Source organism: Methylomusa anaerophila, from assembly GCF_003966895.1.
GTDB classification, from domain to species: domain Bacteria; phylum Bacillota; class Negativicutes; order Sporomusales; family Sporomusaceae; genus Methylomusa; species Methylomusa anaerophila.
In genome coordinates this window covers 240,501-256,173 of the sequence record NZ_AP018449.1, presented here as the reverse complement: position 1 = coordinate 256,173, position 15,673 = coordinate 240,501, and the positions used below count along the sequence as shown (strand labels likewise).

15 protein-coding genes and 1 pseudogene are annotated in these 15,673 nt (G+C 34.7%); 13 read left to right on the top strand and 3 right to left on the bottom strand.

Going from position 1 to position 15,673, the window contains the following annotated elements:
* The first annotated feature begins 3 nt into the window (after nt 1-3).
* The 4 genes from MAMMFC1_RS01030 (at nt 4) to MAMMFC1_RS01015 (ending at nt 3,104) form a co-directional block, all read left to right on the top strand.
* A complete protein-coding gene (locus MAMMFC1_RS01030) occupies nt 4-801 on the top strand; it encodes an ABC transporter permease (RefSeq protein WP_126305705.1) in 798 nt (265 codons plus the stop codon).
* A gap of 58 nt (nt 802-859) precedes the next feature.
* Nucleotides 860-1,849, top strand: a complete 990-nt coding sequence (locus MAMMFC1_RS01025) for an ABC transporter ATP-binding protein (RefSeq protein WP_126305704.1) — start codon at nt 860-862, stop codon at nt 1,847-1,849.
* Nucleotides 1,850-1,876: 27 nt separating this feature from the next.
* A complete protein-coding gene (locus tag MAMMFC1_RS01020) occupies nt 1,877-2,428 on the top strand; it encodes an aminotransferase class I/II-fold pyridoxal phosphate-dependent enzyme (RefSeq protein WP_232035601.1) in 552 nt (183 codons plus the stop codon).
* A gap of 415 nt (nt 2,429-2,843) precedes the next feature.
* Nucleotides 2,844-3,104, top strand: coding sequence for a phosphopantetheine-binding protein (locus MAMMFC1_RS01015; RefSeq protein WP_126305702.1), 261 nt, complete (start codon nt 2,844-2,846; stop codon nt 3,102-3,104).
* 109 nt (nt 3,105-3,213) lie between these two features.
* Here MAMMFC1_RS01015 and MAMMFC1_RS01010 read toward each other — a convergent pair.
* Nucleotides 3,214-3,794: pseudogene (locus MAMMFC1_RS01010) on the bottom strand (IS66 family transposase); the annotation flags it as partial.
* Between the two features lie 205 nt (nt 3,795-3,999).
* On the opposite strand from MAMMFC1_RS01010, the gene MAMMFC1_RS01005 reads away from it, so the two are divergent.
* The 4 genes from MAMMFC1_RS01005 to MAMMFC1_RS00990 all read left to right on the top strand — a co-directional run bounded on the left by MAMMFC1_RS01005 (nt 4,000) and on the right by MAMMFC1_RS00990 (nt 8,621).
* A complete protein-coding gene (locus tag MAMMFC1_RS01005) occupies nt 4,000-5,070 on the top strand; it encodes a tyrosine-type recombinase/integrase (RefSeq protein ID WP_197723882.1) in 1,071 nt (356 codons plus the stop codon).
* Between the two features lie 118 nt (nt 5,071-5,188).
* The gene (locus tag MAMMFC1_RS01000) at nt 5,189-6,169 is read left to right on the top strand and encodes a tyrosine-type recombinase/integrase (RefSeq protein ID WP_126305701.1); all 981 of its coding nucleotides are present in this window, start codon (nt 5,189-5,191) and stop codon (nt 6,167-6,169) included.
* Complete coding sequence (locus tag MAMMFC1_RS00995) at nt 6,159-7,184, top strand: tyrosine-type recombinase/integrase (RefSeq protein ID WP_126305700.1); 1,026 nt, start codon at nt 6,159-6,161, stop codon at nt 7,182-7,184. Before MAMMFC1_RS01000 ends, MAMMFC1_RS00995 begins: the two co-directional genes overlap by 11 nt.
* Before the next feature lie 144 nt (nt 7,185-7,328).
* Nucleotides 7,329-8,621: a class I SAM-dependent methyltransferase gene (locus tag MAMMFC1_RS00990; RefSeq protein WP_126305699.1), complete on the top strand. Its 1,293-nt coding sequence runs from the start codon at nt 7,329-7,331 to the stop codon at nt 8,619-8,621.
* A gap of 889 nt (nt 8,622-9,510) precedes the next feature.
* Here MAMMFC1_RS00990 and MAMMFC1_RS21920 read toward each other — a convergent pair.
* Both MAMMFC1_RS21920 and MAMMFC1_RS21915 read right to left on the bottom strand, forming a co-directional pair.
* Nucleotides 9,511-10,173, bottom strand: a complete 663-nt coding sequence (locus MAMMFC1_RS21920; RefSeq protein WP_197723881.1) for an IS1634 family transposase — start codon at nt 10,171-10,173, stop codon at nt 9,511-9,513.
* Between the two features lie 19 nt (nt 10,174-10,192).
* A complete protein-coding gene (locus MAMMFC1_RS21915) occupies nt 10,193-11,119 on the bottom strand; it encodes an IS1634 family transposase (RefSeq protein WP_197723880.1) in 927 nt (308 codons plus the stop codon).
* Nucleotides 11,120-11,293: 174 nt separating this feature from the next.
* Here MAMMFC1_RS21915 and MAMMFC1_RS00980 point away from each other — a divergent pair, with 174 nt between their 5' ends.
* The 5 genes from MAMMFC1_RS00980 to MAMMFC1_RS00960 are packed head-to-tail and all read left to right on the top strand — an operon-like array spanning nt 11,294 to nt 15,662.
* Complete coding sequence (locus MAMMFC1_RS00980; protein ID WP_126305698.1) at nt 11,294-12,325, top strand: hypothetical protein; 1,032 nt, start codon at nt 11,294-11,296, stop codon at nt 12,323-12,325.
* Nucleotides 12,326-12,329: 4 nt separating this feature from the next.
* Nucleotides 12,330-13,595, top strand: coding sequence for a hypothetical protein (locus MAMMFC1_RS00975; RefSeq protein WP_232035600.1), 1,266 nt, complete (start codon nt 12,330-12,332; stop codon nt 13,593-13,595).
* Nucleotides 13,588-14,211 carry an AAA family ATPase gene (locus MAMMFC1_RS00970; RefSeq protein WP_158618594.1) on the top strand — a complete coding sequence of 208 codons (624 nt, stop codon included), beginning with the start codon at nt 13,588-13,590 and terminating at the stop codon, nt 14,209-14,211. The genes MAMMFC1_RS00975 and MAMMFC1_RS00970 overlap by 8 nt, the downstream gene beginning before the upstream one ends.
* Nucleotides 14,212-15,138: a radical SAM/SPASM domain-containing protein gene (locus tag MAMMFC1_RS00965; protein WP_126305695.1), complete on the top strand. Its 927-nt coding sequence runs from the start codon at nt 14,212-14,214 to the stop codon at nt 15,136-15,138.
* Nucleotides 15,135-15,662 carry a phosphoribosyltransferase gene (locus MAMMFC1_RS00960; RefSeq protein WP_126305694.1) on the top strand — a complete coding sequence of 176 codons (528 nt, stop codon included), beginning with the start codon at nt 15,135-15,137 and terminating at the stop codon, nt 15,660-15,662. The genes MAMMFC1_RS00965 and MAMMFC1_RS00960 overlap by 4 nt, the downstream gene beginning before the upstream one ends.
* Nucleotides 15,663-15,673 lie beyond the last annotated feature (11 nt).

The window sequence follows — 15,673 nt, the reverse complement described above, 5'->3', positions numbered from 1 at the left end:
ACGATGCTGTACTTGTTAAAACTGTATGGTCTTCACATTGGCTATTTTATTAAAGCGGATAGTCAATATAAAGCGAATTTCATCAGTGGCATCTTTGCCAACTTTTATACCTATTTATTGATGTATCTAACCATTTGGATTTTGACGCATCGATTTCAATCAGTCGCCGGCTGGAATTACCAGGAACTTGTTTTTTTAATGGCGCTGAATTTGTTTTCCTATGCGGTAGCTACTACTGCACTTTGGAAACATTATTACCAACTGGGCGAAAATATAAATAACGGGAACTTCGATAAATTCTTGATTCGTCCTTTACATCCTCTTATCAGCATGTTGTTCTACGGTTTTGATTGGACGGGTTTTGGTCAAATTATTGTTTCGGGAATATTTTTGGGAGCAAGTATTTTTAGCTTAGGGATAGATTGGACTGCTTATAAAATTATCGTACTGCTGGTTTGCATCATTGGGGGAATTTTGATCCAGGCCGGGGCGATGATTATTTTCGGATCGTTAAGCTTTTGGCTGAAAAAATCCATGAATTTAGGCAATGTATTGTTTTTCACGCTGCGCAATTTTATTAACTATCCGGTATCTATTTTTGGCGGTGGTATTTCATTCGTTTTAACTTATATCTTGCCGTGGGCGTTTATCAACTATTATCCCGCCTTGTACATATTGGATAAACCAAGTGAGCAAAACGGCTTTTATCTCTATACTCCGGTTGTTGGCTTGTTTATATTGCTCCTGTCGTTGTGGATAACCAATACAGGAATATCAAAATACCAAAGTGTCGGCAGTTAGGCAATTTAATAAGAATCGTCTGCATATCTCGCGACAATCCATGAAAGGATAGAGTTTATTGGATATTATCAAAGTCAATCGACTGTGCAAAGAATTCCGAATTACCAAACAACAAAAGGGCGTATTTTCCTATTTATTTAGCAATCAATTTGAAATAAAAAAAGCGGTGGATGAAATTTCGTTTGGAATTCACAAAGGGGAAATAGTAGGTTATATTGGACCCAATGGAGCAGGCAAATCCACAACCATAAAAATGCTGACCGGAATCTTAGTACCCACGTCAGGTGAAATATCAGTTAACGGGTTGATTCCCCATAAAAAACGCAAAGAGCATGCCAAAAACATCGGAGTAGTTTTCGGACAAAGAACCCAGCTTTGGTGGGAACTGCCCGTTATTGATTCCCTTAATCTATTAAGGCATATCTATAAAGTACCCAAGCAAGCCTATCAAAGAAACCTTGAATTATTTCATGATGTATTAGGAATTGGCGAGTTTTTAAACCAGCCGGTCAGACAACTGAGTCTTGGGCAAAGAATGAGAGCTGATTTCTCAGCTTCATTGGTACATAATCCGCCTATTCTTTTTCTGGATGAACCTACCATCGGACTTGATCTGATCGCTAAAGAGAAAATACGTGAATTTGTTACTACTATTAATAGAGAAAAAAAAGTAACCGTCATCCTAACGACCCATGATATAGGCGATATTGAGAGGTTATGTACGCGAACGATTGTTATTGATAATGGAAAAATCGTTTACGATGGCAATCTGGATACGATGCGGGAAAGGTTAGGCAAGTACCGGACTCTGGTCGTTAAAATCAAGGAGAATGATTTTAATTTAACCATGAATCACGTCGTCTTAATGAAAGAAAATGGCCCCCAAAAGTGGCTGAGGTTCAATAAAGATGATTTATCCCCTTCCGAGATTATTGCGGAATTAATGAAAAAATACGAAATCTTGGATCTGACTGTAGAGGAACCGGGAGTTGAAGGGATGATTAAGCAAATTTATCAGGGAGATGGCAAAAGAGCGGTGGGAATATGAGCAGATTAGAAATAGATCCGTAGGATTTTGGAAAAGAAAATAGTGAAAATAGAGGTGTGTTTAAGAATAATGGAACGAAAAGATGTTGTAGAAAGAAATTGCGAATATTATAACGTGATATTAGTTTCTGATGAAATTCACTCTGATATCGTATTTAAAGGATACAAACACATTCCAATAGCTTTTTTGTCATCTGAAATAGCACAAACTTCTATTACATTTATGTTAGCAGGTAAAACATTTAATTTATCTGGATTATCTGCATCATATGCAATTGTTCCTAATACAAAGATCCGTGAAAAATTTAATAAACAACTTAAATTAGCTGGAGTTCATGAGCCTAGTATTTTTGGCATTGTTGCAGCTGAAGCAGGCTATTCATATGGTAAAGAGTGGTTAGAAGATGTATTAAATTATATGGAAAAAAATTATAAATATATGGTTCGATACATTTCTGAGAAAATTCCAAAAATTAAAGTTATCAAACAGGAAGGTACATACTTGGCTTGGCTTGACTGTAGAGAGATTGGATTAATCTTGATGAACTCAAGAATTTTTTCACCTATTACGCGAAAGTAAAATTAAATGATGGAAAATCATTTGGTGAGGATGGTTCAGGTTTTCAAAGAATGAATTTTGCATGTCCTCAATCGGTTTTAACGGAAGGGCTAAAAAGAATAGAGATAGCCGTGAATAATATAAATTGATGAAATACTAGACTATCCTTAGATATAAATCTTCTATATTCTATAGCTTTGAGAAGTGAATTTAATCTCTCAGGCTCGAATTCACAGAAGCTTCCTACGGTAAGGTTCATTTTGTTAAAAGTCACAGCTTTGCTTTCATTATGTTGGCATAGTAAAAATATTAGAGGTGGATAACATGGTCAATTAAAAAACTATATTATGTACATAAAAGAGAACGAACATAATTTGGTAATTTATTATAACTGTATTCAAGAACAATCATTTGCAGAATGGATGGTTAAGCGATAATGAAAAGAGAAGATATAACAAATAAAATTGTAAAATATTTAATACAAAAAGATATTATACATAATTTTTATAATGTTAATCTCGATGCATCCTTATCAAATGAATATGGAGTTGATTCTCTTGGTTTTGTAGACATTATTATATATTGCGAAGAGGAATTTGAATTTGAGTTTGATTACATTGAACTTGACTTGAGTAATTTTGAAAACATTAATAGTTTAGTCAATCTCATAGAGAAGCGTGTGGGATTAGAATTATAGATCGCAATATGAGCGCAATGCAGGTTGATCTACCCTGTTTTATCGTAAGCGCCTAATAACATAGTGGATAGAAAAAAGGCAATACCCGAGATATACTCAAGGCATTGCCCTATTTGCAGAGTTGTTGAACTTCGGGGTTCCATGGTAGATAATCATCAAGGAATTCAGGATGTTGTCCAAACTGAACGCCGGGTAATTCACTAAAAATAAATTTCAAGTATTTATAGGGATTGAGGCCATTGACTTTGGCCGTTTCAACAATGCTGTAAACAATTGCGCTTGCAGCCGCACCTCTGGGACTTCCGCTGAACAACCAGTTTCGGCGTCCCACCGTGAAAGGACGTATACTGTTCTCGACGAGATTATTCGAGATGGAGCAATTTCCATAAAGAAGGTAGTTCATCAAACCTTCTTTATGATTGAGGGCATAGTTTACGGCTTCGGCTGACTTTGATTTTGGCAGAAGTTTGCCTCTCCTCTCGCGGATTCTACCCACGCCCAAAAGGCATCTAAAACAGGTGTTTCCTGTTTCAGACGCTCTATCTTTCGATTTTCGCCACTGAGATCCTTAAGAGCCTTTTCGATCTCAAATAGCTTATTGCAGTATTCAATGCCTTGGCTGGCAAAGGTAGCTGTCGGACTTTTCGTGTCCTTCGGGAGAGCATCTACAAAATACCTTCGCAGGTGTGCCCTATTCGAGAAGTAAGATAAGGCACATTATCCCAGATATATGATTATCCGAGGAGATTATGCGCAGGCTGCATAACTGCTGTATTTTCGTCATTTTTCTCAAATAATCCTTCTCCTATTACAATAGAAATGTACCTTGATATTTCTGTTGTGAAAGGAGACAGTTATGAGTACAAGACAATACGGATGCCAGTCGTTTGATTCATTGAAGAAGGGTCTACTGAAACTACTTCATGGCAAGGCCTACGGAAATGACACCATCAATAATTATCACCGGAAGCTGAACCAGCTTGAGCGATATATGATCGCGAATGACATCGTCACTTATGACCCGTCTGTCGGCCAGAAATTTATTGACGATTATCTTTCAACGCATGCGCTCAGCAAAGGCAATCGGCAATACATGAATACAGTCATTCATCGCTTAGATGATTACTGTGTTGATAAGTATCAAATCCAGCGAAAACCGGAACTCACCCCGTTGCCCGAAAGCTACACCACATTGATGGATGCATATCTGCAGAAATGCAGGGATGATGGAAACAGGGAATCAACAATCATTGGAAAGAGCTATTCCCTTCGGGAATTCTATTGCCATCTCGAATCCCTTGGATGCCATGACCTTAGGGGTGCGGATGCTGCCATCATTGGCAGGGCATGCCTCATGCAGAACAACAAAGACGGATGGGCTGTCATCAGGATGTTTCTGCGGTATCTGAATTATGCCGGTCTGATAAATCATGATTTCTCAACTATCATCCCTCATTTTAAAAGAGCGTTTCGCCTTCCGAGTACCTATACAGAGGATGAAGTCAACCGTTTTGAGGAAACGATAGATACTAACTCCAAAATCGGAAAACGCGATTATGCGATGCTGCTTCTCGCAACTCGGCTTGATATGAGATCCGGCGATATAGCAAACCTCACTTTTTCGTCGCTTGACTTCGGTAACGACACTATCAGTATTACACAGGAAAAAACGAATGAGCCTCTTGTCCTTCCCATGATCCCGGCAGTAAAAACTGCATTAGCTGATTATCTTAAGAATGGAAGGCCGGAATCAGGTCAGCCTTATGTATTCCTGAGAGCAAATGCCCCATTCGAGAAGATAACTACTTCTGTAGTCCGCTTCGAGACTAACAAATATTTCGGTAAAGCCGACATCGATATCACTGATAAGAAGCATGGCCCCCATGTGTTTCGTTCTTCTCTGGCCAGCTCAATGATAAACCATCTGGTGTCATACGATGTAGTACGGAAATCCTTGGACATATAGACCCTGATGCCGTCAAGCACTATGCAAGGGTTGATATCGAGAGGCTTCGCGAGTATGCTATTGAACCTCCTGCACCTTCCGGTTGTTTCAAAGAGTTTCTGGAAGGGAGGTGGCAGTTATGAGGACATTCAATAGCCCCTTCCGGAAAGAGCTTGAAGATTTTCTGACCTTGCGACAGGCATCACTCAGTAAGAGCGCATATGCCCATGACTGTCATTATCTTGCAGATTTTGATACGTTTTCAGCTAGATATACAAATGAAAAGTTCGTATCAGAAACCCTGATTAATAACTGGATTCATACCCTGAACGGAAAGAGCAGTTCCGTAGCAAATGAGGTCATAGTCATACGTATTTTTATGAAGTACCTTAACAGTATCGGGATTACCGCTTACATTCCTCCGATACCCAAGGTCGCTGATGACTATGTCCCATATATCTTCTCGGATGAGGAACTGGACCGGATATATCTACAGGCAGACAACCTTGATGTCGCAAACACAAAGAAGAATCCGCTGATTCAGTACGAGTTTCCTATGGTCATCAGGCTCATGTATGGCTGCGGGCTCCGGATAGGAGAGACGCTTGCCTTAAAGATGAAGGATGTCGACCTGATTGGTGGGATCTTGATTATGAGGCATACAAAAGGTGACAGGCAGCGTCTAGTGCCGATGAATCCTTTGTTGACTGAGATTCTGGAACGTTACTGTCTGGCAATGGGAATCGTTGGGGTTCCAGATGCTTGGCTGTTTCCCATTTCTGGAAAAGATGAATCAATGACGCCGAAGGATACTCAGCACTGGTTTAAGAAGATACTCCGTCTTGCGGAGATATCTTTTCCTGGACGGAAAAAGCATGAACGCGGTCCCTGCCTGCATTGCATGCGTCATGTTTTCGTCTTCAAGTCCTTTGCTGCTGCAGTAAAAGCCGGGAGAAGGATCGATGATTCGGTACTTTATCTCTCCATATACCTTGGGCATGACAGCCTACAGGAAACCGAAAAATATATGAAGTTCAGCAGTGAACTGTTTCCTGAGGCGATGGAGTTGTTCTCTGATTATTCAGCAGATGTATTTCCGGAGGTGGCGTATGAAACGTAAAGCCTCCCCATTTCTTGAACTGCTGAACAGTTTTGTAACAGAATACCTTCCGGGTGCGGTAGGTGCCAGCCCGAATACGATAAAATCGTACAAAGCAGCTTTCAGACTGCTTCTGAAATATATGTATCAGGAGAAAGGTATCTCAGCTGACCAGATATCTTTTGAGGCTCTCGATTACCAGACAATGATCGACTTCCTGTCGTGGCTTGAAAAGTCCCGAGGATGTAGTGCAACCACCAAGAACCAGCGTCTGTCAGCACTTGCGTCATTCTCCTCTTATGCACAAAACAGGGATTCCGCAGCTGCATCGACATTCAGAAGCAGTGTCACAAGGATTCCGATGAAGAAGGCCACACATAAGAATCGGGCGATCTTCACAAGGGAAGAGGTCACAATCCTACTGAGGCTTCCGGACGATCACTATGTGATCGGTCTTAGGGACAAAGTGCTTCTGAGTCTCATGTATGCTAGTGGCGCAAGGGCTCAGGAAATATGTGACCTTACTGTGAAGGACATTCAATTCTCGGAAAGAGGCGCTTCTCTTAACATCACTGGAAAGGGACACAAAAAGAGAAGGATTGGGATTTCTTATGCATGCGCGACTCTCTTGAAGGGTTACATTGATCACAGGAAGATAGCATCGCTTCCGGAAAGGCATATATTCTCCAGCCAGACACACGAAAAGATGACCGTATTCTGCATCGAAGAAATCTTCAAAAAATATGTCTGGATAGCAAAGCAGAAGAATCCTGGCTTATTTATTGATAACAGTTATACGCCCCATTCAATGAGGCACTCGACAGCAAGCCATATGTTAGAAGCAGGTGTCCCGCTTGCTGTGATTAAGAACTTTCTGGGGCACTCGTCATTACAGTCGACTCAGATTTATGCTGAGATATCTCAGAATACTGTGGATAAGCATTTGAAGGAATGGAATGAGCGGTGGTTCTCAATACCAGCCAATGCTGATCATAGCACTGTTCGTGGCAATGAGGTGCCTGATTTTCTACGCTGATTGTTTCATTATGATTATCTGAGAAGGTTTTAAAACTTTACCTATCTTTTTAGCTTTAAGCATACTTTCTCGGATAATCATACATCTGGGATAAGGGATGATTAAGCAAATTTATCAGGGAGATGGCAAAAGAACGGTGGGAATATGAGCAGATTAGAAATAGATCCGTTAGGAGTTTGGGAAAAAGAATATAGTGAAAATGGAGGTATTCTTGATATTCAAAAGTTTAGTAATTATGTTAAAGAATATCCTGATGAAATTGCATTAGCTCATGAAACCTCAAATTTAACGTTTAAGAAAGTTGACAGAATATGCAATGTACTTGAAGATTATATTTTAACTTGTGAACCTAAAACTCATAAAAAAAATATTGCAATTTTTGATGAATATGGTTCCGTCAGTCAGATTATCTCAATTCTAACTTTGAAAAAAAATGGACAAAAATTTAAATTGATTGAATCTAAGATAACATTTGAAGAAATAGTTAGAGTAATAAATAAAGCTAATATAAATGTGATTCTTTCAGTTAAAAAATATTTGAGAATACTTAACAAACTTTTATGGGAATGTCCATCTGTAAAAAGCTACATTTGCATTGATTCAGCAGATGTCTATCAAAATGAGCCTCAAAATAGCAAACTTATGAATAAAAAACTATGGGAATTAGTAGGCATGAATGCAAAGAATGAAATAGAAGGTGGGGGCTGGATTAATAGTTACACAAGGGAATACTTTTCTAAACCAGAAATGGATGAATATGCAAATAATATATTTCTTAAACTTGAAAAATACCTTAATAAGGATAAAAAAATTTTAGAAGTAGGTTGTGCTTCGGGTATCAGTATGTTTAAGATTGCGCCATATGTGGGTATGTATCTTGGGACTGATCTGTCAGAGATTGCAATTGAAAAAAATATACAAAAAGCTGCGGAAATAGGCCTGAGCAATGTTAAATTGCAATGCGTTCCGGCTCATGAAATAAGGAATTTAGAAGAAAAAAACTTTGATATTGCCATTATGAATAGTGTTATTCACTGCTTTAGTGGAGTCAATTATTTGAGAAAAATACTTTTATTATTAATTGAGCTTTTGGGGGAAAAAGGAATTATATTTATTGGTGATGTTATGGATTTAAATAAAAAATCAGATCTTATGAATTCTTTATTTGAATTTAAGAAAAATCATCCTCAATACAATACAAAACTTGATTTAAATGAAGAACTTTTTCTTTCGAAAGAATTTTTCTGTGATTTACAACTTGAGATTCTTTTTATAAGAAAAATTAATTTTTATAATAAAATTTATTCAATAGAAAATGAGCTTACCAAATTTAGGTACGATGTAATAATTGAAATTAATAAGAAGAAAAAGAGGGTAATTAATTTAAAAAAATACAAATATCAATATGGCTTAAATATCTATAAACGAAATGTTTAAGATTGATTAACTATAATTTATATAATGGAAGATGGGAAATAATGGAGCGAAAAGATATTGTAAAAAAAAATTATTGAAAATCTAGTTGCGTATGGAAAAATAGCGATTTTTGCGTAAGGTTTAATTCCTAATGAAAAATACCCCCCACTCAATTTTTGGGGGGGGGGGGGGTGCACCTTTTCGCAAAACTCAATCATTTCGCGTATTAGTATTATCTATCTATCAAAACGCACATCGAGTGCGTAGTTTGGGTGGAAAGGAAACACATGGCTTAATGCTAGATGGGGCCTGAGGTTGTGGACGATGGAAGGAAATGGTTTATGTTCCCGAAGACAAGGATGGAAAACAGAGAAATCAAGCAGGAGAGAATATGGCGGTAGATTTATGAAGTGAAATCATCTAAAAATACTACGCTATAGCAGGTGCCCATAATCCGCAAATTTAATAACTGAAACATCAAAAAATATAGTACCATTCTACATCTGGGTTATTTTTTTTACAGGTTGAGCAAATAGACTGGTATCAATTGAGTCGGAATATAGATAAATTTATCATTTTATAAAAATATATGTAAGTACAGATAAGAAGTTGTCGATAAAAAGTGGTTGAAATTGGTGATAATTCCATATATAATACATAATATAAACTATATGTAAAAAAATGTTAAATGCCTGATAATATAAAAGATATGATATTTTGTATTTAATGACTGACTTACAAAAGATAAGAGGTCATATTCCTGTAAAAATGGAATATGACCCTTTTTGTTGCCGCTGATTCAAAAGGCCGGAAAGCTGATGGTATTGCCTGTCCAAAAGTTGACAGATATAATGGCAGTATCATAGAGAAAGGAAAAGACGCCTCTGCTTTTATCCTGAGTTCCCGAAATTTATAACGAGGGACATTTCACACTTAGTGCTTCAAAGAGAGCCTGTTGCTTTGCAGTGATTTCTCCGAGGACACGACCGTATCCGGGTGCCTCAAACAGCTCTATCGTGTCCAGTTCATCCAGCAAACCTTGCATTGTCCACTTTTCGAACAGCTTAGCATCCTGCATTTTCTTCTTCACATAGGACAGATAGATCAATGCTACAAACTCAACAAATAATTTCCCGTTTAAGGATAATTCAGAGGACACCTGCATTCTTCTGAAATTCAATCGTTCTTTGAGATTACCAAACGCTTTTTCAACGATGTCTTTGCTTCGATATAATGACAGTGCCTCGCAGGGGTCTTTGACCTCATTAGATAACAGAGCAAAGTAGCCATAATTCCTGGCTTCTTCCCGTATAACATCTTCCCGGGGTTTCACCTGTCGGCCTCTCTTAGGCGTCTGGGTGACTTCGAAATATTTGGCATAATCTTTGGCGCAGTATTCCCGTTCGCTACCTTCCTTCAGATCGCTAAACAGACTCGTCAGATAGTTATTCATGTCCACCTGGTCCTTTGCGGCTTTCTCGGGGCTATAGTAAAGTAGAAGATAGGCTCTCCGCTTAGCGGTCAGGACATCCCCCTTGTACGGTCGTTCCTGCTCATACTCCCAGTCAATCATCCTACAAAGGCCGTAAGCGCTAAATTGCGTCTGTAGGTTTCCCCAGAAGTTTAAGATTCTCCCGTTCCCCTTCCATGATTTCCTTAACATACTTTAGTCCCAGCCTGACTCCTATGACGAACTTCTGATGATTTTTATAGAGTTCATCAATATTCTTCTTGCTGTAGAAACCACGATCCAGGATGACATTGACTTTCTTATAGCCCATGACATCGAACTCATGCATCAACTGTTTTATGGTCTTTACATCGTTGATGTTTCCGGGGAGTTTTCGATAATACAAGGGTAGCCCGGATTCTTCACCAAAGAGGAGCGCTAGATTCAACTGAGGTAATCGGTCGTTTTCCTTGTTCTTGCCATTCTTGACCTGCTTAAGGACTTCAGAATAACTGGAGATCGTTGTAATATCAAAAGCCCAATACTCCTTCTCAATCCGACGTTTGCCTTGCTTTTCAAAGAAAGACATTCGCGCCTTCTCGTCGATGGACTGAAAAAGCTCGCTGCTGCGTTGGGACGCGATATCGTCTCCATAAGGATGAATGTGCAACTTCTGCCAGTGGGAAAAACGACTAAGGGAGTTGTTCTCTTCCAGGATAAGATAGTAGGCAATGGATAATATCTTCTTGTATCGATCAGGAAAACAGGCTTTTAGATCGGCTTCGACACCCGTCTCTTTTCCGATCGCATCAAGCAGGTAGCTTGCACCGAAGAAACTCCGTTGCGTTTTCATCATTGCAACAGGTCCTGGTTTTATTGCCCCAGTTTGGATTGACGCTTTAGATTTATTATGTTCTCGTGTTGGAATGATCCCGCCGGTAACAGGATCAACTTTCCCTATAAGTTTTCTCTTTGCTCTTGACTGCTGCTTTTCCTTATCCCAATACGCTTCATTCGAGTATGCATACGTAATCCCGGTCTTCTTGTTTGTCTGATAGATCCTAGCCATCGCAATCTCTCCTCATTATATATTATAATATATAACGAGGAGAGAGGCAACGAGAAATGCCATAATCCCGCTGTTTATCTGGTGTTGTCTGATGTTGCATCGTTACACTTTACGGGAACTCAGGTTTTATGGAATGCTTCATTCATTTTTTAATTCAGAAAGGAGAATTTGAAAATGGAAATTATAATAATTGGTGCTGGAAAGGCTGGATATTTACATTTAAATTCATATTTAAAAATAATTAAAAACAATAAAATCAATAAAATCAATATTAATAAAATATATATTTTTGATCCTCAAAAAAATAATTATATAAATACAAATTTATTGGATAATAAAAAAATAGATATAATTGAATTTTATTCTAATTTTAAAGATTTACTTTATAAAGTAAGTCCCAATAGTATTGTAGATATTTGTGTTCCAGCGCCAATTATTGAAGACATTATGGATAATATTATTTCCTTTGGATTTACCAAATTAATTGTGGAAAAACCATGTATTGTTGAATCTAATAAACTTAAAAATATTTTTTCGAAAATACAACTTTTCATTATTGAGAATTATTTATATTCACAAGTTACAAAAGAAGGGATGCTTTATTTAAAAAATAAAGCATCCCTTCCTGATAATGTTACAATAGAGTTTTCCAAAAATAGATTAACTGATTCTTTGAATAAACGCGGTTTTTATAATGGGAAAGCACCATTAGTTTGGCAATTAGAGTTTCCTCATATGATTTATCTTTGTAATTATTTATTTGGCAATTTGGGAAAAATTACTTTTTCAAGCTCGTCAGATTTAATTATAAATAATCAAATCTTGAAAAATCATAATAGTGGAACTGTACACTTTTCAAATTTAAAAACGATTTTCAAATTGGTATCAAATTTAAGTTACCCCCAAAAAAAAAGATTTTTGAAAATTGATTATTCCGATAAAACTTCTATTATATTTAATTATTCAAATCCAAATTCAAACGAATATGGATTCACTGAATTGAATAATTATGGTGAAGTTATATATCAAAAGCGTATAGAAAATGATGATATGATGTATACTATGTTGCTAGATTATTTAATTAAGTTAAATACAAATGAAAAAATTAATAATGATAGGTTAAAACGGTATTTAAATACTGGAATTAAGCTAAAACAAATAATTGGAAAGGAAATGTGGGAATGTGAAAAGACAATTTGCTATTAATCTTATGAATATTATTCATCAATATGATAAAAATATAACTTCAGATAATATTGAATTAGTAATAACAGCTCCCAAAAATATTATTGATTATGCTTCTTTACCTTTAAATTTATGGGATAATATTTATAATTTTATTATAAATAATGAAGAAATATTAAATTCTTCACTTAATGCAATAAATAAGGTTTTAAGTAATAGAGAATTATATGATGATTCGTGGGTATTATTTGGTAATGAACAATTAAATTTTTATTCTATAGAAATATTGAAAGAATTTTTGAAAAAAAAACAAAAGATAAGTGAAGTAAAAAATATAATTATTAATAATATACTTTTAAATAATGCTTTAATTACATTTGATTTTAAATTAGAATTAGCAACTTTACTCATTGAAGCAATAAATTCAGGTATAATTGAACTTCAAAATAGTGATATTAATAAATTTAAAGAACGCATTAATAATTTCAATATAAAAAAGGATAAGAAATGGGATGAAAAATTAAAATTTCCATCTAATGAAGTTGATCATTTAATAGATATTCCAAAAGACATTAAAAATATATTTTATATATTTAATCAAGCTATTGCTTACAAAATGGAAGAATCAACAGTATTAATATTATCCAAAATAATTAATAAGTTGCAAATTGGAAATTATGATTTGTTTAAAGTCGGAATTTATTCTGCAAAAGGAGAAAGAATTATTCAAATAGATTTGAACAATTCTTTAATTAATTGGTCTGATTATGTAGTGAAATGGGATCAAAAAGTTGCTTCTTTTGGAGAGGAAAATTATTCAATAGCAGAATTATGTAAAATTTGTTTGCAATTAAATGAATTTAATTTACCTGATTTTTCAATGCAATTTTTAAAATCTAAATTTTACAAAGCTGTTTTAAAAATTTCTAGAGGAGTTATATTGGGTTTAAATTCAGGTGCTTTTATAGCAGAACATACGACAAGTAATCCAAGTATATTTTTTATTGGAAGAGATGTGATACTTGGGAAATCTTTTATGTTAGAAACTAATGGTGGAATTATTATTTGTAGTAATTCTTTTCTTGGGGGGGGGTTTATTCCAATTTTAATTCATACTCATAAACATATAAATTCTACTCAAGCTTCACTAGAAAGAAAACGTATAAAATTAGCAGCTTTTGTTTGTGAAAAAGGAGCAAGATTTCCTATGCAAACTTCTTTTTTATTCGAAACTGTAGATTATATTAATAAAAAATTTATGGACAAAATATATGGTATATCAATTGAATGATTTAATTCATTATTATTTAATAAAAGGAAATTATAAACAAAAACCAATTCTAATAAATTTATCAGGAATTCCAGCTTCAGGTAAAACTACTTTGATTAAACAGTTGTTTCTTAAAGATCAATTTATCTTAATAAATCATGATGATATCTTTAGTAAGCTTGAAAAAAAATCAATGAAAATAGCTGTACGTTACGCTTATCGAATTTTGATAAACTGTATTCGAAATAAATATAATATAATTTATGACCATTGTTCTATAAGTTCAAGATATAAATGTATATTAAATCTTTGTCAAAAATACAATTATAGTTTAATTAATTATTATTGCCATACAGACGTATCATTAGCTGTTGAACGAGCATTTAAAAGGGAAAAACTTATTGGACAAGTTACAAGTATTGAAAAAATATATACAAAACAGTTATTACTGTTAAACCAATTTTCTGATTTAATCTCTAATTTTGATACATGTTATTTATATTATAATTCAAAAAATGTTATTCAACCGTTAAAAGTGGCAAAGTATAAGAAAATGGCAAATGAATGGGTTGTCTATAATTCTTTATATTTTGATGAGTTAAATAATTTATATAACTTTAGAAGGGAAGATGTTTAAATGTATAAAAAAATACTAATATCTAATACAAAACAAAATGAATATTTCAAAGAAACATTAGGTAAAAGCGAGATTTTAGAAGATTATTCACATATTGAATTAAGACCTGAAATCACTAATTGCTGTAATTTTGAATGCTCTTTTTGTGCACATCAAATAATGAAAAGAAAAAAAGGCTTTATGAAGGACGATTTATTCAATAAAATTCTTAAAGAGGCTAAAGAGATTGGTATAAAAACAATTGATATAAGAAATATGGGAGAACCTCTCTTAGATGAAAAATTGGTAGATAGAACACAGGCTGCTTCTAAATTAGGATTTGAAGTTCATACTCATACTAATGGTTTTTTACTTAATTTTAATTTATTCAATGAGTTATGTGAGGCTGGAATTAGTTATATAATTTTGTCACTTTCCCCTAGAACTGAATTTGAAAAGACAAGAAATAGAGATTTTGGTGTTATTGAAAATAATTTAAATGAAATTGCTAGGAGCAATTATAAAGAGAGACTTATAGTTGATATGATTGGAGCCGACCATACTCAAAAAGAAGAAGAAGAATTTGAACAATTTTTAGACAATTTGGGATTTCAAATAAGAAAAAAACTTATAACCCATAATTTTGCAACAAGCAATATTAATGCTTTGAAATATAATTACTGTCATAGATTATGGAATTCTTTTACGATTAATTGGAATGGAGATGTACCTTTGTGTTGTATGGATTATGATGGCCAACTGAATTTGGGAAATGTTTATAATAATCATATTAGGGACATCATTAATAGCAGTCTATATTCAGAAGTCAGAAAAGAACATTTAGCTGGAAACTTCTTGGAGATATGTTTAAAATGTGATAATAACCATATAAATAATAATCTAATAAATAGAGCATTAGAAAACTATACCGGGGTAAATACTATATGATTCCGCAGATTCAAATTGAGAAGATCAAAGGTTATAATTCATCTGGAATAGGAATGAAAATTAATAGTGATATTGAAGGGGCGTTATTTCCGGTTAATTATAAATTGTTAGATGAGGCTTCAGATATTCTTGTTTCAAAAATGAATTCTGACCAAATTGACTTAATAATAGGATTAGCGGGACGTGGTATTATTCCAGCATTTATTTTAGCTCAAAAACTAAAAAAACCACTACAAATAGCTTACAAAAATCGCCTATCCTTACCAAACGAGATAATTGTAACTGAAGAACATTCAAGGAATAAAAATCTATATTTTTATATTAATTCTATGTTTGAAAATAAAAGAATATGTATCGTTGATGATGAAATTACTTCTGGAAATACTTTTTTGAATGTGTATAAAGAATTAAATTCAAAAGGATTTGTAGTTAATTGTTTTGTAGCTTATATCGAAAATGGGAGAAACGGTAGAATACTATTAGAAAATAGAGACGCGAAACTTTACACCGTGTTCCAAGTATAAATGAAGAAGGG

Excerpts from the sequence above, each read along its gene's own strand:
- MAMMFC1_RS00975 (WP_232035600.1), top strand. The coding sequence starts at position 12,330 with ATGAATATTATTCATCAATATGATAAAAATATAACTTCAGATAATATT.
- MAMMFC1_RS00960 (WP_126305694.1), top strand. The coding sequence starts at position 15,135 with ATGATTCCGCAGATTCAAATTGAGAAGATCAAAGGTTATAATTCATCT.
- MAMMFC1_RS00995 (WP_126305700.1), top strand. The coding sequence starts at position 6,159 with ATGAAACGTAAAGCCTCCCCATTTCTTGAACTGCTGAACAGTTTTGTA.
- MAMMFC1_RS00990 (WP_126305699.1), top strand. The coding sequence starts at position 7,329 with ATGAGCAGATTAGAAATAGATCCGTTAGGAGTTTGGGAAAAAGAATAT.
- MAMMFC1_RS00980 (WP_126305698.1), top strand. The coding sequence starts at position 11,294 with ATGGAAATTATAATAATTGGTGCTGGAAAGGCTGGATATTTACATTTA.
- MAMMFC1_RS21915 (WP_197723880.1), bottom strand. The coding sequence starts at position 11,119 with ATGGCTAGGATCTATCAGACAAACAAGAAGACCGGGATTACGTATGCA.
- MAMMFC1_RS21920 (WP_197723881.1), bottom strand. The coding sequence starts at position 10,173 with ATGATTGACTGGGAGTATGAGCAGGAACGACCGTACAAGGGGGATGTC.
- MAMMFC1_RS01030 (WP_126305705.1), top strand. The coding sequence starts at position 4 with ATGCTGTACTTGTTAAAACTGTATGGTCTTCACATTGGCTATTTTATT.
- MAMMFC1_RS01015 (WP_126305702.1), top strand. The coding sequence starts at position 2,844 with ATGAAAAGAGAAGATATAACAAATAAAATTGTAAAATATTTAATACAA.
- MAMMFC1_RS01000 (WP_126305701.1), top strand. The coding sequence starts at position 5,189 with ATGAGGACATTCAATAGCCCCTTCCGGAAAGAGCTTGAAGATTTTCTG.
- MAMMFC1_RS00965 (WP_126305695.1), top strand. The coding sequence starts at position 14,212 with ATGTATAAAAAAATACTAATATCTAATACAAAACAAAATGAATATTTC.